General features: G+C 62.8%; 18 protein-coding genes. 13 read left to right on the top strand and 5 right to left on the bottom strand.

What is annotated here, in order from left to right:
- The first annotated feature begins 88 nt into the window (after nt 1-88).
- A complete protein-coding gene (locus NKH98_RS07750; protein WP_254815757.1) occupies nt 89-286 on the top strand; it encodes a hypothetical protein in 198 nt (65 codons plus the stop codon).
- 292 nt (nt 287-578) lie between these two features.
- Here the strand turns inward: NKH98_RS07750 and NKH98_RS07745 are convergent, their stop codons facing one another.
- Nucleotides 579-743, bottom strand: coding sequence for a DUF3309 family protein (locus tag NKH98_RS07745; protein ID WP_023677107.1), 165 nt, complete (start codon nt 741-743; stop codon nt 579-581).
- A 308-nt stretch (nt 744-1,051) separates the two neighbouring features.
- Here NKH98_RS07745 and NKH98_RS07740 point away from each other — a divergent pair, with 308 nt between their 5' ends.
- On the top strand, nt 1,052-1,363 hold the full coding sequence (locus NKH98_RS07740) for a hypothetical protein (protein ID WP_352647970.1): 312 nt from the start codon (nt 1,052-1,054) through the stop codon (nt 1,361-1,363).
- A 77-nt stretch (nt 1,364-1,440) separates the two neighbouring features.
- Here NKH98_RS07740 and NKH98_RS07735 read toward each other — a convergent pair whose 3' ends face one another.
- The gene (locus NKH98_RS07735) at nt 1,441-1,683 is read right to left on the bottom strand and encodes a hypothetical protein (protein ID WP_352897514.1); all 243 of its coding nucleotides are present in this window, start codon (nt 1,681-1,683) and stop codon (nt 1,441-1,443) included.
- Nucleotides 1,684-1,914: 231 nt separating this feature from the next.
- Between NKH98_RS07735 and NKH98_RS07730 the strand changes: the two genes are divergently transcribed.
- Together NKH98_RS07730 and NKH98_RS07725 are read left to right on the top strand one after the other, a co-directional pair.
- Nucleotides 1,915-2,469: a DUF4142 domain-containing protein gene (locus tag NKH98_RS07730; RefSeq protein WP_352507057.1), complete on the top strand. Its 555-nt coding sequence runs from the start codon at nt 1,915-1,917 to the stop codon at nt 2,467-2,469.
- Nucleotides 2,470-2,702: 233 nt separating this feature from the next.
- On the top strand, nt 2,703-2,945 hold the full coding sequence (locus tag NKH98_RS07725; protein ID WP_352647976.1) for a polymerase: 243 nt from the start codon (nt 2,703-2,705) through the stop codon (nt 2,943-2,945).
- Between the two features lie 117 nt (nt 2,946-3,062).
- On the opposite strand, the gene NKH98_RS07720 is transcribed toward NKH98_RS07725, so the two are convergent.
- Nucleotides 3,063-3,851 carry a DUF1236 domain-containing protein gene (locus NKH98_RS07720; protein WP_352897512.1) on the bottom strand — a complete coding sequence of 263 codons (789 nt, stop codon included), beginning with the start codon at nt 3,849-3,851 and terminating at the stop codon, nt 3,063-3,065.
- Nucleotides 3,852-4,053: 202 nt separating this feature from the next.
- Here NKH98_RS07720 and NKH98_RS07715 point away from each other — a divergent pair, with 202 nt between their 5' ends.
- The 4 genes from NKH98_RS07715 (at nt 4,054) to NKH98_RS07700 (ending at nt 7,346) form a co-directional block, all read left to right on the top strand.
- On the top strand, nt 4,054-4,353 hold the full coding sequence (locus NKH98_RS07715) for a DUF1236 domain-containing protein (protein ID WP_254815751.1): 300 nt from the start codon (nt 4,054-4,056) through the stop codon (nt 4,351-4,353).
- Between the two features lie 309 nt (nt 4,354-4,662).
- Nucleotides 4,663-5,511, top strand: coding sequence for a MetQ/NlpA family lipoprotein (locus NKH98_RS07710; protein ID WP_352897510.1), 849 nt, complete (start codon nt 4,663-4,665; stop codon nt 5,509-5,511).
- A 100-nt stretch (nt 5,512-5,611) separates the two neighbouring features.
- Nucleotides 5,612-6,709 carry a methionine ABC transporter ATP-binding protein gene (locus tag NKH98_RS07705; protein ID WP_352897507.1) on the top strand — a complete coding sequence of 366 codons (1,098 nt, stop codon included), beginning with the start codon at nt 5,612-5,614 and terminating at the stop codon, nt 6,707-6,709.
- Nucleotides 6,690-7,346 carry a methionine ABC transporter permease gene (locus tag NKH98_RS07700; RefSeq protein ID WP_352897506.1) on the top strand — a complete coding sequence of 219 codons (657 nt, stop codon included), beginning with the start codon at nt 6,690-6,692 and terminating at the stop codon, nt 7,344-7,346. Before NKH98_RS07705 ends, NKH98_RS07700 begins: the two co-directional genes overlap by 20 nt.
- A 38-nt stretch (nt 7,347-7,384) precedes the next feature.
- On the opposite strand, the gene NKH98_RS07695 is transcribed toward NKH98_RS07700, so the two are convergent.
- Nucleotides 7,385-9,127, bottom strand: a complete 1,743-nt coding sequence (locus NKH98_RS07695; RefSeq protein ID WP_352897504.1) for a hydantoinase B/oxoprolinase family protein — start codon at nt 9,125-9,127, stop codon at nt 7,385-7,387.
- A gap of 1 nt (nt 9,128) precedes the next feature.
- Complete coding sequence (locus NKH98_RS07690) at nt 9,129-11,213, bottom strand: hydantoinase/oxoprolinase family protein (RefSeq protein ID WP_352897503.1); 2,085 nt, start codon at nt 11,211-11,213, stop codon at nt 9,129-9,131.
- A 218-nt stretch (nt 11,214-11,431) separates the two neighbouring features.
- On the opposite strand from NKH98_RS07690, the gene NKH98_RS07685 reads away from it, so the two are divergent.
- From NKH98_RS07685 to NKH98_RS07665, 5 genes are all read left to right on the top strand, one after another.
- Nucleotides 11,432-12,259, top strand: a complete 828-nt coding sequence (locus NKH98_RS07685) for a ferredoxin--NADP reductase (protein ID WP_352476915.1) — start codon at nt 11,432-11,434, stop codon at nt 12,257-12,259.
- A gap of 163 nt (nt 12,260-12,422) precedes the next feature.
- The gene (deoC, locus tag NKH98_RS07680) at nt 12,423-13,472 is read left to right on the top strand and encodes a deoxyribose-phosphate aldolase (RefSeq protein ID WP_352897501.1); all 1,050 of its coding nucleotides are present in this window, start codon (nt 12,423-12,425) and stop codon (nt 13,470-13,472) included.
- A 13-nt stretch (nt 13,473-13,485) separates the two neighbouring features.
- Entirely contained in the window at nt 13,486-15,858 is a 2,373-nt protein-coding gene (locus tag NKH98_RS07675; protein WP_352897499.1) for an aldehyde dehydrogenase family protein, read from the top strand.
- Nucleotides 15,859-16,035: 177 nt separating this feature from the next.
- Nucleotides 16,036-16,767, top strand: coding sequence for an SDR family oxidoreductase (locus NKH98_RS07670; RefSeq protein ID WP_352897497.1), 732 nt, complete (start codon nt 16,036-16,038; stop codon nt 16,765-16,767).
- Between the two features lie 165 nt (nt 16,768-16,932).
- Nucleotides 16,933-17,778 carry a fumarylacetoacetate hydrolase family protein gene (locus NKH98_RS07665; protein ID WP_352879186.1) on the top strand — a complete coding sequence of 282 codons (846 nt, stop codon included), beginning with the start codon at nt 16,933-16,935 and terminating at the stop codon, nt 17,776-17,778.
- Nucleotides 17,779-17,801: the final 23 nt, after the last annotated feature.

Below are 17,801 nucleotides of genomic sequence, written 5' to 3'. Positions count from 1 at the left end.
CTAATTGAATTGGAGGCGTTCACACAGGCATGGCGAGTGGACGCTTGAAAGACGCTTCGCGCTTTCGCCCTTTTCAAGGGAGGATGGCATGTCGATGCAAGGTGCAGCAACTCCAGCCGAACTGAGCGTGCTGAGAAAAGCGCTCGACGACTGCTGCCGCGAGTTGGGTGTTGCGGACGACAGTCCTGTCCGCGAGCGGTTGGCAGCCCGTATCATGTCGCTGTTCAACGAGGGTGTGCTCAGCGCCGATCTGAAAGAAGCGCTGGCCGCCGATCGCCAACACTAAGCTGCTGCTATGGTGGCGTCCTCGGCGCCGAAAGGTTCGGCACCGAGTCGCCCTTTCTAGCCAGGGTCCCGGTTTGCCAAGGATACTTGGAAATCTTGTCTTTTCACGACAAAACGCCCGGCGCTTATTACCAAGCGGCAGGCGTTTTTGTCGCGAGCGTGACACTAACGCGTGTCGCGCTTGACCGGCCTAATGCGACGCACTTTAGGTTCCTGTTTTATGCATGTCGTTATCACAAAACCGCTGCACACCCTCGGGTCAAGCCCGAGGGCATGCTTTTGCGCGACATGCATCAAATGCGCCCAAGCAGGACCAGGATAATGACGATAAGCAGCACCAGGCCGAGGCCGCCACCACCGTAATAGCCGGTGCCATAGAACGGTCCGCCGCCCAAGCCGCTGAAGCCGCCAAGCAAGGCAAGGACCAAGATGATGATGAGAATGGTTCCAAGGCCCATGATGTCTGCTCTCCTTGTTTGCGCTGCCGCCATTCGCATCAGCGCGTCGCATTGTACAAAGGTATGAACTCGCAAGAAGCATTCCTGTTCCGGCGGGACGGTAAGGCGTACACTCATGCGGCAAGCAAAATGCCGGGCCGTGCCGTCAGAAAAGTCCACAGATGCATGCCGGCGGAGAATGGCATGGCGGCCGCCTTGAACACCTGAGAAGATGCTGAAATTCATGGGGAATTTGTCGGAACCTTCGCCCGCCCGAACGGTTGTTTTCGTAGTCGCAACGCGACGACCCTCGTAAAAGGAGAAGCATCATGCTCACGAAAATTCTCGCAGCTTCCGCGCTTACGATCGGTCTGGCCACGTCAGCGATGGCCCAGAACGTCGGCGATCCCTCCGGAGACGCTACCGACGGCAGCGGGCGGACGATCGTAGTCCCGAATAATGGCGGCCCGGACACCGGCACGGATTCGACCATCACCAACAGCATTCGCGATTTCTCAACGACGAATTCGAATGCCGACCGGAATTGCCCGCCAGGCCCGCAGGGGGCTCTGCCCGATGCGACCGGCAAGGCTCCTGGCACGATGGCTCCGACAGTGAACGACAACCACTGCGGCAAGTAAGCGCCCGGTGATCACAGCCTGACCAGGCCGCGGAGCATAGGCTCCGCGGCCTGTTGGTTTTTGCCGCAAATTAGCGCCTATCGGCCGCGGTGTTCGAAGCTGACGGCGATCTCCCGACCGTCCAGCGCGCGAACGATAAAGCCAACCAGCTCCTCGTCGGTTTGCCGGAACCAGGGAAAGCGTCTGCGCAAATCGGCTATGACGACGGTGGTCGAGAGAATGTCGCCGGAATGGTAGTCGGCCATGACGGTATGAACGGCAGCGTCGGTATCAATACCGATTCCTAGCGGCGACTTGATCTGCCCCACGGAAGCCTCCACCCATCTCTCCCGACCGACGATAGCAAGACTGCGGCAAAGCGAAAGAGCTTGTGCGATTCCGTACGATCTCGCCGCGTGCGTTGCGATTTGCGGGACGCAGCCGGCGTTCTTTGTTTTGCGTTTCCAAACTATTGTCTGGCGTCGCGGCGGCTCTGGCGCCACGACCAGGCAACCTCGCCGCAGCTTCCGCGTTGAGCCATCGAGGGATGACATCAGCCTCGGAGAGCTCCCATGAAAACACTTCTATCCATCACTGCGGCAGCGATGATGGCCGGCGCGCCTTTGGTTGCTTTTGCCCAATCGGCGACGCTGACGCCTCTAACGACCGACACCATGAGCAAGGTTGACACTGCGACGTTCGTCAAGACGGTGCCCATCGCCAATACATTCGAAATCGAATCGAGCCGACTTGCGCAGACGCAGGCGAAGGCCGACGACGTAAAAGCCTTCGCGGCGCAAATGGTCACGGACCACACCAAGGCCGACGAGGAGTTCAAGGCGGCGCTCAGCAAGGGTCAGACGACTTCGGCCACCGCGCCGGCCGGCCCGCCGCTGGACACCAAGCACCAGGCGCTGCTCGACCAACTCAAGGAGGCCAGCGGGGACAGCTTCCAATCGAAATACATCGACATGCAGACCCAGGCGCATAAGGAAGCGGTGGCGCTGTTTTCCGCTTACGCAAATTCCGGCGACGATCCGGCGATGAAGGAATTTGCCAAAAAGACGCTGCCAGTGCTGCAAATGCACGAACGTCACGTGAAGGATCTTGCTGCCGCGCATCAATGAGGGCGACGACCGCCAGCGGTTTCGCCAACGGAAACACCCCGGCATGAAGGAAGCGGCTGTCGTCGGGCCGGGAACAAAGTACCGAGAGTGCCGTTATTCACTTGGCCTGTTCCCGGGAGGATCCAATGGGAGGCGGCATTCGCGAGGCGCCGAGGGCAGTAGAGCTGGGTTTCGGCACCGTTCCGATTGCCGCTGTCACAGGCTGAATCGACTTCCGGCCGGGACAGGTTACCATGCGCTACGGCGAGATATTTGCAAACGCAACGGCGCTCTTGTTGCTGGCGCTGATGGTTGGCGGCATCTTCATCTGGTTTGGAGAACCGCTGTGGCCGCGGCACTACGCGAGAATGGTGCTGGTCCCGAATATTGATGCCATGGCCACTGCGTCATTCCGAACAAGGTGCGCTCCAAGTCCATGCCTGCCCGACACCATCGATCAGACCATGCTGGCTCCTCGCCCCGAGGACGGGCCGTGATCTGCGATTTGCAGACGCTGCAACGCTGTGGAGTGGGATGCGGTAAGGCCCGCCGCGCAAGTCGCGCCGCGGGCTTACCGGTGCAATCAAACGGTCTTGCAAACCGTCCGGCTACAACTAGGTCAGGATAAGCACGATCTTGTAGGTATTCGGATCGACGATGACGATTCGGCCATCGGCCAGCACGAAATATTCATAGGATTCGTAAGCCGGAACAATCTTGACGATGCGCGCCGGCAGACGATGCAGCCGGACCTTCTTTCGCGGAACCTCGACGCCGACAGAGATGTCGAAATCGACATTGGAAACCGGTTGGACATTCGTTTCCTTGATGACCTGGGTAATCTCTGTCTTCTGTTCAACGGTCACATTGCTGATGGAAGCGGTCGAACTCTGGTCCTGCGTCTGCGTAGAGGCGTTGCCCTGAGTCTGCTCGCTGGTCGTGGTCCCAGTCTTGCCCTGAGCCTGCTCCTCGGTCTTCATTTTCGTGTTGCCTTGGGCCTGCTCGGTAGTGGTGGTTCCGGTTTTGCCCTGGGCCTGCTCGTCGGTTTTCATTTTGGTGTTGCCCGTGGCCTGCTGGTCAGTCGTGGCGCCAGCCTTGCCCTGAGCTTGCTCTTCGGTCTTCATTTTCGGCTTGCCCTGAGCCTGCTGGTCAGTCGTAGCGCCAGCCTTGCCCTGAGCTTGCTCGTCGGTCTTCAGCTTTTTGTTGCCCTGCGCCTGTTGTTCAGTCGTAGCGCCGGCCTTGCCCTGAGCCTGCTCGCCCATCTTGGCGCCATTTGGACAGTTGGCAGTGCCGGCTGCGCAATTAGCGCCGGACTGGTCGTCGGTCGACTGCTGCGTCTGGGCAAGTGCCGCTCCGCAGCTGACGCTGATTGCTAGCATGCTGGTGATCAGAACGCCTTTCATGAGAGATCTCCTTGGAAAATGCGTCCCTTCACCGCGTAAAACTGCGGCTAAAAAACTTTGTTCCAAATTAACCGAGCGAAACGGCAAGCGATCCGAGCGGCGGAACAAGCTTTACCCGGTGACGTTACCGACCTAGCGACCCCGCTGCGAACAGCATGACGCGGCGCAGCGCAGAGGTGGCTCACGACGAAAGGAGACGATCATGAGAATGCATCTTTCGGCAGCCGCGGCAGGGTTCTTGCTGCTTGCGGGTGTTGGCGCCGCTGCGGCCCAGGACGTGGTCATCGAACCGCAGCAGGAGACGATCGTACGCGAGTATGTGAAAAAGCAGCCTCTGGCGTCCGTCCAGCTTCCCGGCGTGGAGCTCAATGTCGGCTCGACACTGCCCGATACCGTCGAGCTTCATGAAGTTCCCAGCGTCAAATACCGCTACGTCGTCGTCGACAATCGGACCGTCCTGGTCGATCCTGGCACGCGCAGGATCGTGAAGGTCATCGAGTGAACAAGCGCGTCGCTTTGAAGGGACATGCGGCGCGTCCAGCATTGTCGACATCCCAGACTGCTGCCCTTGTGGGGCATTCCGACGCAGAAAGGCCCGCCGTTCCGACGCACGGCGGGCCACATAGCCGAGTCAGCACGCCAGGCGGCAGCGTCCTGTGCTCGCCAGGCCAGAAACTTTGAGAGAATATTCCCGGCTCCTCATCTGGTGTGAAATACTGTTCTTTGATCTGGCGATCAGCATTTCCGATGATACTCGCAAGGCTTCGCATTCCGCCTGGCCACAACGATTGCAAAACCGATGGGATTGACCATGCCTGGGAATACCAACACTTTGCTTCCATTCTTCTCGGCAACTATAAGCCGGCGCGCCGGCCTCGCTGTACTTCTCGCATCAGCGGTTGCGATTGTCAGCCTTGCTGCGCCGTCGTTCGCCGAGGACAAGACGGCGGTCAAGGTCGGCATCATGAGCGGCGAGGACGAGGACGTCTGGCGCGTCGTCACCGCCCAGGCGGCGGAGAGGGGCCTGACGATCGAGACCGTGGTGTTCAACGACTATACCCAGCCGAATGAAGCGCTCGAGCGTGGCGAAATCGACGCCAACGCCTTCCAGCACAAGCCCTATCTCGACAACCAGATCAAGACGCAGGGCTATCACATCGTCCCGGTCGGCTATACCGGGGTCTGGCCGATCGGCCTTTATTCCAAGAAGTACGCGAATATTGCCGACCTGCCCGAAGGCGCGGTCATTGGCGTGCCGAACGACCCGTCCAATGAGGGCCGCGCACTGCGCGTCCTGCAGAGCGAACATCTGATCAAACTCAGGGAAGGCACCGGCATTCTGGCGACGACCACCGACATCGCCGAAAACCCGAAGCACTTGGTCATCAAGGAGCTGGACGCAGGCATCGTCGGGCGCTCGGTGGAAGACCTCGACGGGGCCGTAGTCAACACGGATTGGGCGCTTAAAAGCGGCCTCACACCGGAGAACCGCATCGCCCAGGAGGCGGTGGCCGACAATCCCTATCGCAATTTCATCGCGGTCAAGGCCGGCAATGAAAACCAGCCCTGGGTGAAGACATTGGTCGCCTCCTATCAGAACGAAAAGGTGAAGGCCGAATTCGACCGGGTCTACAAGGGAACCGGCGTCAGCGCCTATTGATGCCGAGCTCGACTGGGCGCTGAGGCCCGGCATGATAAAGCGGTCCGCGCTTCAACGCGGACCGCGATCGCGTTTGCCGGACACCAATACAGGAACTTTTATGAACCAGCATTTCGCCTCGGTCACCGAAGTCACGCATCCCGTCGGCGGCCGCTCCGCGGGACCGAACGATGTCGTGCGCCTCATCGAGCTGACGCGCCGCTTCGGCGCGACAGCGGCGCTGGACGGCGTGTCGCTCAGCGTGCGCCAGGGCGAGATCCTCGGCATCATCGGCCGCAGCGGCGCCGGCAAGTCGACGCTGATACGCTGCCTGAACGGCCTGGAGCGGCCGGATTCAGGACAAGTCTTCATCGAAGGCCGCGACATCAGCCGGCTCGGCGAGCGCGAATTGCAGCCGCTGCGCCGGCGCATCGGCATGATCTTCCAGCATTTCAACCTGCTGTCCGCCAGGACGGTCGAAGACAATGTAGCGCTGCCGCTCAAGATCGAAGGCCGGCCCAGGGCCGAACGCCTGGCGCGCGCCGCCGAGCTGCTCGAGCTTGTCGGCCTGTCGGAAAAGGCGAAAGCCTATCCTGCGTCGCTGTCGGGCGGGCAGAAGCAGCGCGTCGGCATTGCCCGGGCGCTTGCGGCGCGCCCGGCGCTGCTGCTGTCGGACGAAGCGACCTCGGCGTTGGACCCGGAGACGACGCGCTCCATCCTTGCCTTGCTCAGAGACATCAACCGGCAGCTCGGCCTGACCATCCTGCTCATCACGCACGAGATGGAGGTGATCCGTTCGATCGCCGATCGTGTCGCGGTGATCGACGCTGGGCGGATCGTCGAGCAAGGCCCGGTCTGGTCGATTTTTGCGGACCCCAAGTCGGCGATCACGCAGAGCCTGCTCGGCGGCATCCGGCCGCAATTGCCGGCGGAGATCGCAAGCCGGCTAACGCGGAACGCCGGCGTGGAGGCGATCCTCAGGATCGACGTGGCCGGTGAGGCCGCGCGAAGCCCGCTTTTGTCCGATCTTGCCTCGGCGGTTCCCGGCTCGTTCCGCCTCGTGCATGGCGGCATCGATCACGTCCAGCAGCAGCCTGTCGGGACACTGTTCGTTGCGGTCGCCGGCAGCAATGAAGCTCACCTGGCAGAGGTGATCGCGTTCTTGAAAGCCCGCCAAGCGCGGGTGGAGGTGCTTGGCCATGTCGCCGGTTCTGTTTGAGCTTCTCGTCCGTTCGATCTGGGAAACGATCCTGATGACGGCCGCCTCCGGCCTCGTCTCGCTGGTTTTCGGGCTGCCGCTCGGCCTGGCGCTGGTCGCCACCGACCGCGGCGGCATCGCCGAAAACCTGTGGGTGAACCGCGCGCTTGGCGCTGTCATCAACGGCTTCCGCTCTGTGCCTTTCATCATCCTGCTGGTTGCGCTGATCCCGGTGACGCGGCTGATCGTCGGCACCTCGATCGGCACCTGGGCAGCGATCGTTCCGCTGTCGATCGCGGCGACGCCCTACTATGCCCGGATCGCCGAAGTGTCGCTGCATGAGGTCGACCACGGGCTGATCGAAGCGGCGCGCGCCATGGGCGGCAACCGCTGGACGATCATTCGCGAGGTGCTGGTGCCGGAAGCGCTGCCCGGCATCGTCGCCGGCTTCACGGTGACGCTGGTGACACTGATCGGCGCCTCGGCGATGGCCGGCGCCATCGGCGCCGGCGGTCTCGGCGACCTCGCCATCCGCTACGGCTACCAGCGCTTCGAAACGTCAGTCATGATCGCCGTGGTCATCGTCCTGATCACCCTGGTCTGCGGCATCCAGTGGGCCGGCGACCGGCTGGTCGCGAGGCTGGATCACCGCAACTGATCGTTGGCCGCAAATGAAGGAAATCCGGGGTCGCGCCGTCAGCCGGCGCGCCTCTTTTCCGTGGCTGCCCGGTCGATCCCCAATCCATCCGCCGAGAGAGCGACCCCGAACCTTTCGGCGGCTTCTGCGGGCGTGTAATAGCCCAGCGCGACATCCCTCGCCACCAGATCGGCGTCCCGCTGCAAGGGATCGCCGTAGCCGCCGCCGCCCGGCGTGCCGACGCGCACGCGGTCGCCGGCTTTCAACGCGATGTCCTGTTCCTTGGACAGGTGTGGCGGCACATGTTCCTTGCCGTCGCGGAACACGGTGACCGTGTTGACCGCGCCGTCCTTGCCGCCGAGCGCGCCTTGCGGGCCGAAGCGGCCGTGGTCCATGACGAAAGAGGCACGTGCATCGCCGCGCAGGATTTCCACCTCATAGGCAAGCCCGAAACCGCCGCGATGCTTGCCGGCGCCACCGGAGCCTTCGCGCAGCGCATAGTGGCGGTAGAGCACCGGAAATGCCTGCTCCATGATTTCGACCGGCGGCGACTTGGAGATGCCTATGGTCGAGCAGCCATTGGTCAGGCCGTCGTGATCAGCATTGCCACCATAGCCGCCGCCGGAAATCTGGTACATGACGTAGTCGCGGCCACGGACCGGATCGTTGCCGCCGAGTGCGAAATTGCCGCTGGAGCCGGCCGGAGCCGCCGTCACCCTGTCCGGCAGAGCCTGCACCATCGCCGCGAACACCGCCTCGGCGATGCGCTGCGAAACCTCGGCGGCGCAGCCCGATACAGGGCGCGGATATTTGGCGTCGAGGAAGGTGCCTTCCGGCCGCTTGACGATCAGCGGTTCGAAGGCGCCGGCGCTGATCGGCACATCCGGGAAAATATGGCGCATAGCGAGATAGACCGAGGACAGCGTCGTCGCCAGAACGCTGTTCATCGGCCCGACGCAGGGCTTTGATGAGCCCGAGAAGTCGAAGCTGAGCGTGTCGCCTTTTTTCTCGACTGCCAGCGCGATGATGAGCGGCTCGTTTACCACGCCGTCTGAATCGACGAAGGCCTGCGAGCGATAGATCCCGTCGGGAATGGCCGATATGTTGACGCGCATCTGTTCAGCGGCGCGGCGCCGCAATTCGGCGATCGCTTCGACAACTGTTTCGTCTCCGTAACGATCCAGGATTCCATTGAGCCTGTCCTGGCCGATCAGCAGTGCCGCCGCCTGCGCGCGGATATCGCCAATGCGCTGGTCGGCAACACGGATGTTGGAGCAGATGATGGCGTAGATCTCCGGGTCGAGCACGCCCTTCTTGAACAGTTTCACCGGCGGCAACCGCAAGCCTTCCTGCTCGACCGCCGTTGCCGAGGCGGAGAAGCCGCCCGGCACCGAACCGCCAATGTCGGGCCAATGGCCGGTGTTCGACAGCCAGCAGAAGATCTTCCCGTCCCGGTAGACCGGCATGGCGAAGCGCACATCCATCAGATGGGTGCCGCCGAGATAGGGATCGTTGACGATGTAAATATCGCCCGGCTCGGGCGGAAGGCAGCGTCCGTCGGCGATCATCTCGATCACCGTTTTGGTCGAATACTGCATGACGCCGACGAACACCGGCAGGCCCTGGCTGCCTTGCGCGATCAGCGAACCATCGAGCGCCGAATAGATGCCATCCGAACGGTCATTGGCCTCGGCGATAACAGGCGAGAACGCGGCGCGCGAAAACGTCAGGTCCATTTCGTCGCAGACCTGCTGCAGGGCCGCATGGAGGACCGAAAGCGTAATAGTGTCAAGCTGCTCCATCTCAGGCCTCGCCGATATCGATGATGATGTTGCCGTCGGCATCCGACCGCGCCCGGTCGCCGGGCTCGAGCACTGTGGTGGCGTCCATCTGTTCGAGGATCGCCGGCCCCATGATGACTGCGTCGAGCGGCAGCTCTTCCCTGCTGTAGACCGGCGTATCGTACCAGCGCCCGCCATACCAGACCGGCCGGATTTCGCGCCGCGCCCCTTCGAGCGTTTTGGCGCGCCCAGCCGGGTCGATCAGCCGGGACAGATCGATCGTCGGCCGCACGCCGGTGACCGACGTGTTGAGGTTGACCAGATTGGCGCGGATTTCCGGTAGCTCGACCTTGAAGCGGGCGAAATAGGCACTCTCGAACAGTTGCTGCAGTACCTGGCGTGTCACCGCAGACGAGGGCAGCAGCACGTTGATGATATGCGTCTGGCCAACGAACTGCATGTCGGCGGAATGCGTGACGCGGATTGCTTCCGGCTTCACCGCTTCCTTGCCGATCAGCTCCTCGCCTTCGTTTCGGTGCCGTTCCAATGTCTCGTAGAGTTGGGTTTCGTCGAGACTGGCCACCGGCTGGTTGACCGTGTTGACGAAATCATGGCGCAGATCGGCGACAACGCAGCCAAGAGCATTGGTGATGCCTGGCCGCGCCGGCACCAGCACTTTCGGCAGGCCTAGTTCGCGCGCCAACGCCGTCGCATGCAGCGGACCGGCGCCGCCGAAGGCAAACAGCGCGAAATCGCGCGGGTCGTGGCCGCGCGATACCGAGACCATGCGGATGGCGCCGGCCATCTTCACGTTGCCGAGCCGCAGCACCGCACCCGCCGCTTCGACGCCGGACAAGCCTGTGGCGCGGCCGATCCTGTCCTCGAATATGCCGGTGACCCGTTCGACGGTGACCGGGTTTTCCACCGCGAGCAGCTTCTTCGGCGCCAGCCTGCCGAGCACCAGATTCGCGTCGGTGATGGTCGGCTCCAAGCCGCCGCGTCCGTAGCAGATTGGCCCGGGATTGGCGCCGGCGCTTTCCGGGCCAATCTGGATCAGGCCTGCCGCATCGACGCGGGCGATCGAGCCGCCGCCGGCGCCGACCGTATGGACCGCCACCATCGGCACGTGGATCGGCATCGCATATTCGATCTCGATCTCGTTCGACACTGCCGGCTCGGCGTTGCGGATCAGCGCCACGTCGGTCGAGGTGCCGCCCATGTCGTACGTGACCAGGTTTTCGAAGCCGGCGCGTTTGCCGGTATAGGCGGCAGCAATGACGCCGGAAGCGGGGCCGGACATGACGGTCTTGGCCGACTCACGTGTGACAAAGCGGGCCGAGATCATGCCGCCGTTGCCGTTCATGATCAGGAAGTCGCGGGCGTAGCCTTTTGACGCCAGCTCCTTGCGCAGCCGCTCGACATAGCGTTCGAGGATCGGTTGGACCGAAGCGTTGACCGAAGCGGTCACGCCGCGCTCGAATTCGCGCGCTTCCGAAAGCAGGGCGTGGCCTGTCGTGATGTAGCCGTTCGGCCAAAGCTCGGCCGCTATCTCGGCGGCGCGCCGCTCATGCGCCGGGTTGGCGTAGGAATGCAGGAAATGGATGACCAGGGATTCGCAGCCGGCTGCGATCAGTTGTGAAATCGCTGTCCGCATCTCGGCCTCGTCGAGCGGGATGCGCACCGCGCCCGAGGCCTCGACCCGCTCCGACACTTCGAGCCGCAGATTGCGCGGAATGATCGGGATGAAGGTGCCCGTCATGCCATAGGCCTGCGGCCGTGTTCGCCGGCCAAGCTCGATGACGTCGCGAAAGCCGCGCGTGGTGATCATGCCGGTCTTGGCCAGCCGGCGCTCCAGGACCGCGTTGGTGGTCGTCGTCGTGCCGTGCACGATGAGGTCGATGCCGTCGACCGGAAATCCGGTGGCGCCAAGTGCCGAAACGACGCCGAACGCCTGGTTGTCGACTGTCGTCGGGGTCTTGGCGATGTGCACCCGGCCACCGTCACGGCCGTAGATCAGAAGGAGGTCGGTAAAAGTTCCGCCGACATCGATGCCGGCGACGACGCTGCCAGTCGAATCCAGCGCTTGCGCCGAAAAATTCTGTCCCATTGTCGAAACCCGAAATGCCCGAACTGCCTACATGCCTTAGTTTGGAAAGCTGTTTTACGGCGGCGTCTTGACGCAAATATCGTTTGTATACTAATAAATTCCGGACACAAGAGCTTACCGCTTCGGAGTGTGCAAACGGCACGCTGGAACCTGACCGGTTCGGGCGCGCAGGTGGAGATTTGGCGCCGCCGCTGAGCCGGCCCAGAAGGTTAGGTTTGATGAACACCACATCCGCGTTCAACACAGCCGGCGCCCGGCCGTTGCAGTTCCCGATACCGGCCAATGTCTATGCCGAAACCGTGGTCTCGGTGAAGCATTATACCGACCGGCTGTTTTCGTTCCGCATCACCCGGCCGCAGTCGCTGCGCTTTCGCTCCGGCGAATTCGTCATGATCGGCCTGCCCAATGCCGAGAAGCCAGTGTTCCGCGCCTATTCGATCGCCAGCCCGTCCTGGGATGACGAACTCGAATTCTTCTCGATCAAGGTGCCGGACGGCCCGCTTACCTCGGAGCTGCAGAAAATCGAGATCGGCGATACTGTCATCATGCGGCAGAAGTCGACGGGTACGCTGGTGGTCGACGCGCTGACCCCGGCCAAGCGCCTGTTCATGATCTCGACCGGCACCGGCATCGCTCCCTTCGCCAGCCTGCTGCGCGATCCCGATACCTATGAGAAGTTCGAGCAGGTTATCCTGACCCATACCTGCCGCGACAATGCCGAGCTCACCTACGGCCAGGAACTGGTGGCCGCACTGGAGAACGATCCGCTGATCGGCGAGCTGACCGGCGGCCGCGTCACGCTGTATAATTCGACGACGCGCGAGACCTCCGAGCGCATGGGCCGTATCACCGCGCTGATTGGCTCGGGCAAATTCTACACCGATCTCGGCATCGACAGGCTCAATCCCGAGACCGACCGCATCATGATCTGCGGCTCGATGCATATGCTCAAGGACGTCAAGGAGCTGGCTGAAAGCCACGGCTTCCAGGAAGGCTCGCTGCATCATCCGGCAAGCTTCGTCGTCGAGCGCGCCTTCGTCGGCTGAGACGCGGCAGTTCAGAGTCTACTGGTTTGCGACCCTGATTTTGACCACACGGTCAAAAGTCGGCTGCCTCGACCGTCTTTTTCCGCTATGACCGCTTGAAGGACTCGTGAAGCGCTGCTTCACGGTCTATCTTCGGCATAACTCGCTGAACAAGGGGCAGGAGATGAGCAGCACAATCCGCGAAACCGATCTCGGCACGTCCAAGATCACGCCGCTGCCTGCGCGCGCCGCCGCCAATGCGCCGATGCCGCAAGCCCATGGCATTGCCCGCAATCCCGGTATGAGGCTCGATCTCGGCTTCATGGAATCGATGCGCAGCGTCAACCGCTCGGCGCTGGAACGCCGCGTTGCCAGCCTGACCAAAAGACGGTCGATCAAGGCCGATAACCAGGCGGCCTGGCTGCTGCGCGCCGTCGCCTGCATGGACCTGACGACGCTGAACTCGAATGACACGGAAGAGCGCGTGCGCCGGCTTTGTGCCAAGGCGGTCAACCCGTTCCGTCGCGACATCGTCGAAGGGCTCGGCATTACTGGTGAAAAGATCCGCCCGGCGGCGGTCTGCGTCTATCATCCCTTCGTCGCCACCGCCGTCGAAGCGCTGCGCGGGAGCGGTGTCCATGTCGCCGCCGTTTCGACCGCCTTCCCGCATGGACTTGCACCGCTTTCGACGCGCCTGCAAGAGATCGAAGCATCGGTCCGCGACGGCGCCGACGAGATCGACGTCGTCATCCCGCGCGGTTTGGTATTCGGGGCGAAATGGCAGGAGCTCTATAACGAGATCGTCTCGATGCGCGCCGCTTGCGGCGAGGCGCATCTGAAGGTGATCCTCGGCACCGGCGACCTCGCGACGCTGCGCAACGTCATGCTCGCCTCGATGGTGGCGATGATGGCGGGTGCAGATTTCATCAAGACCTCGACCGGCAAGGAAACCGTCAACGCGACGCTGCCGGTCGGCCTTGCCATGGTGCGCGCGATCCGCGCCTATTTCGAGGAAACCGGCTATCTCATCGGCTTCAAGCCGGCCGGTGGCATTTCCACGGCAAAAGCCTCGCTCGATTGGCTGGTGCTGATGAAGGAAGAGCTTGGCCGGCCGTGGCTGGAGCCGGAGCTGTTCCGCTTCGGAGCATCGAGCCTTTTGACCGATATCGAGCGCCAGCTCGAGCATCATCTGACCGGCCACTACTCGGCCAATCATCGCCACGCGATGGCGTGATTCGGAGCGCTTCATGAACATCCTCGAACGCTATCACGCCATGGATTACGGGCTGGCGCCGGAAGCCCGCAACGAGGCCGATGCCTGGCTGGCCGCGCGGGATTTCGGCAAGGCGCTGTTCATCGGCGGCGACTGGAAGGGAGCCAGCGGAGGCAAAACCTTCGACACCAGCGATCCGTCCTCGGGAAAGCTGCTGGCCAAGGTGTCGGACGCTGGTGCCGCCGATATCGACGCGGCGGTGTCGGCCGCCACAAAAGCGCTGCCGAAATGGATCGCCAGCACCGGCTACAGCCGAGCCAAAGTGCTCTATGCCATCGGCCGCGCCATGCAGCGCCACCAACGGCTGTTCGCGGTGCTGGAATCGATCGACAATGGCAAGCCGATCCGCGAAAGCCGCGACATCGACGTGCCGCTGGCGATCCGCCATTTTATCCATCATGCCGGCTGGGCGCAGGCGCTGGACCGGGATTTTCCCGGTCACAAGGGCGTCGGCGTCGTCGGCCAGATCATCCCGTGGAACTTCCCGCTCTTGATGCTCGCCTGGAAGATCGCGCCGGCGCTCGCCGCGGGCTGCACCGTGGTGCTCAAACCCGCGGAATTCACGCCGCTCACCGCGATCCTCTTTGCCGAGATCTGCGCACGCGCCGGCGTGCCGAAGGGCGTCGTCAACATCGTCCAGGGCGGCCCGGAGGCGGGCGCGGCCATCGTCAACCATCCCGGCGTCCAGAAAATTGCCTTCACCGGTTCGTCCGAGGTCGGCAAGATCATCCGCAAGGCCACTGCCGGCTCGGGCAAGAAACTTTCGCTGGAGCTTGGCGGCAAGTCGGCATTCGTCGTTTTCGAGGATGCCGACCTCGACAGCGCCGTCGAGGGTCTGGTCGACGGTATCTGGTTCAACCAGGGCCAGGTGTGCTGTGCCGGCTCGCGTCTTCTGGTGCAGGAAGGCATCGCCGACGCCTTCATCGCCAAGGTCAAGACGCGGATGAGCCGGCTGCGCGTCGGCAGTCCGCTCGACAAGAACACCGATATCGGCCCGCTGGTCGATTTGACTCAGCTCGATCGCGTCAAGGGCCTGATCACCGAGGGCGCCAAGCAGGGTGCGATCTGCTGGCAGCCGGACTCGGCACTGCCCGCCGCGGGCTATTATCATCTGCCAACTCTGGCGACCGGTGTTTCGCCGGCTAACATTCTGGCCCAGGAAGAGGTGTTCGGGCCGGTGCTCGCCACTATGACCTTCCGCAACACCGAAGAAGCGATCGAGCTCGCCAACAACACACGCTATGGCCTGGCCGCTTCAGTGTGGAGCGAGAACATCAATCTTGCCCTGCACGTCGCGCCGCAATTGAAGGCCGGCGTCGTCTGGGTCAACGGCACCAATATGTTCGACGCCTCCTGCGGCTTCGGCGGCTATCGCGAGAGCGGCTTTGGCCGCGAAGGCGGGCGCGAGGGCATGTTCGAATATCTCTCGGCAAAACTGCCGCTCGGCCCGATCATCAAACCCGCAACGTCTTCTGCCCAATCTGTCGAGCAGGCGGAAGCTGGCGTCATCGACCGCACGGCAAAGCTGTTCATCGGCGGCAAGCAGGTCCGGCCGGACGGCAATTATTCCTTGGCCATCGCCAGCGCCAAGGGCAAGCTTGCCGGCGAGGTCGGTCTCGGCAACCGCAAGGATATCCGCGACGCCGTCGCGGCCGCGCGCGCCTGCAAGGCCTGGCCCGAGGCGACCGTCTACAACCGCAGCCAGGTACTCTACTACGTGGCCGAAAATCTTTCCGGCCGCGCCGACGAGTTTGCCGCCCGTTTGACTCAGCTCACCGGCGCGACCGGCAAGGCGGCGCGCGACGAGGTCGAGCTGTCGATCGAGCGCCTGTTCCTCTACGCCGGCCTGGCCGACAAATTCGAGGCCCGCGTCCACCAGCCGCCGGCCCGCGCCGTCACGCTGGCGCTGCACGAGCCAGTCGGCGTCGTCGGCATCATCGCACCGGACAATGCGCCTCTGCTTGGCCTGATCTCGCTGATGGCACCGGCGCTTGCCATGGGCAACACCGTAGTCGCAGTGCCATCCGAAAAATACCCGCTGCTTGCCACCGACCTCTACCAGGTCATCGAATATTCCGACGTTCCGGCGGGCGCCATCAACATCGTTACGGGCCGTAGCGCCGAACTGGCCGGCGTGCTGGCCAAGCACGACGATGTCGACGGGCTCTGGATATTCGCCGATGCCGAGACCTGTGCCAAGGCGGAGGCCGAGTCCATCGGCAATCTCAAGCGTGTCTGGACCGGCAACGGCCACAGCCTCGACTGGGCGTCGAGCGAAGCAGCCGGCGATGCCTTGCTGCGCCGTGCGATCGAGGTCAAGAACGTCTGGGTGCCCTACGGCGACTGAGTGTCCCGGAGGGGACGTCCGGGCTTGACGGGCCAAAAGATGTTCTTTACCGAGAAAAAACATTTGGCCGGCAGGCGAATATCGAAACAGGCGAGATGGTAGTGCCCGCCTGGCACATTGCGCCCCGGCCTTGTGCCGGTAAAAGCCGAACGATTAAAGACGGGCGAGGAGAAAAGCATGGCGGATCTGACTGGCAAGATCGTTGTCGTCACGGCGGCGGCGCAAGGCATCGGCCGGGCAAGTGCCCTGGCGTTCGCCAAGGCCGGCGCCGTCGTCCATGCCACCGACATCAACGAGGTGGTGCTCACTGATCTCGGCAAGACGCCCGGTATCAAGACCCGCAAGCTCGACGTGCTGAACGACGAGGCGGTGAATGCCGCTTTTGCCGAGATCGGCGCCGTCGACGTGCTGTTCAATTGCGCCGGCTTCGTCCATTCTGGCTCGATCCTCGAGATGAAGGACGGCGATCTCGACTTTGCCTATGATCTCAATGTCCGTTCGATGATCCGCACCATCCGCGCCGTGCTACCCGGCATGCTGGAGCGCGGCGACGGCTCGATCATCAACATGGCGTCGCTGGCCAGTTCGACCAAGGGCGTGCCGAACCGCTTCGTTTACGGGCTGACCAAGGCAGCCGTCATCGGCCTGACCAAATCGGTCGCCGCCGACTATGTCGGCAAGGGTATACGCTGCAATGCGATCTGTCCGGGCACGGTCGAAAGCCCGTCACTGCAGGATCGCATGCATGCGCAGGGCGACTACGAAGCAGCTCGCGCCGCCTTCATCGCCCGCCAGCCGATGGGCCGCCTCGGCACGCCCGAGGAAATCGCCGATCTCGCCGTCTATCTGGCCGGCGCCACCTATACGTCGGGGCAGGCTTATAATATCGACGGTGGCTGGTCGATCTAAGAGGCCATTTGAAAACCCTACTCCGCCGGGCGCCTGACGCGGCTTTCTGCGCTTCCGGTGCTCACGTACTTAAGTACGCTCCGCTCCGGTTCTCGAAACCCACGCCATTCGCCGCAGCGGAGCGAGTTTGCAAACGGCCTCTGGTCGCAACTGGGAGAAAACTGCATGAAACTGCTGCGCTATGGCGAGGCGGGGAACGAACGCCCCGGCCTGCTCGATGCCGATGGAACGATCCGCGACCTCTCCGCCTATGTCACCGACATTGCCGGCAAGGCACTTGACCCGGCATCGCTCGAGACATTGTCGAAGCTCGATCCGAAATCGCTGCCGGCGGTTTCCGGCAAGCCGCGGATCGGCGCCTGCGTCGCCGGCACCGGCAAATTCATCTGCATCGGTCTCAACTATTCCGACCACGCCGCCGAAACCGGCGCTACCGTGCCGCCGGAACCGATCATCTTCATGAAGGCAAGCTCGGCTATCGTCGGGCCAAATGACGACGTGCTGATCCCGCGCGGCTCGGTCAAGACCGACTGGGAGGTCGAGCTCGGGGTGGTCATCGGCAGAAAAGCGAAGTATGTCACCGAGGCCGAGGCGCTGGATTATGTCGCCGGCTATTGCGTCGCGCATGACGTCTCCGAGCGCGCCTTCCAGGCTGAGCGCCAGGGCCAGTGGACTAAAGGCAAGAGCTGCGACACGTTCGGGCCGATCGGTCCGTGGCTGGTGACCAAGGACGAGGTCAAGGACCCGCAGAACATTCCGATGTGGCTGACGGTCAACGGCAAGACGATGCAAAACGGCTCGACCAAGACCATGGTCTTCGGCGTCGCTTATCTCGTGTCCTATCTCAGCCAGTTCATGTCGCTGCACCCCGGCGACATCATCTCGACCGGCACGCCGCCCGGCGTCGGCCTCGGCATGAAGCCGCCGGTGTTCCTGAAGCCCGGCGACGTCGTCGAGCTCGGCATCGAAGGGCTGGGCATCCAGAAGCAGACGTTCAGGGCTGATGCGTAGCGCACCCTCCCTTCTCCCCCTTG

The sequence above is a fragment of the Mesorhizobium sp. M0833 genome (assembly GCF_040319905.1).
Lineage (GTDB): Bacteria > Pseudomonadota > Alphaproteobacteria > Rhizobiales > Rhizobiaceae > Mesorhizobium.
Note: the sequence above shows the minus strand (reverse complement) of the source record. Positions and strands in the feature narration are given on the sequence as shown.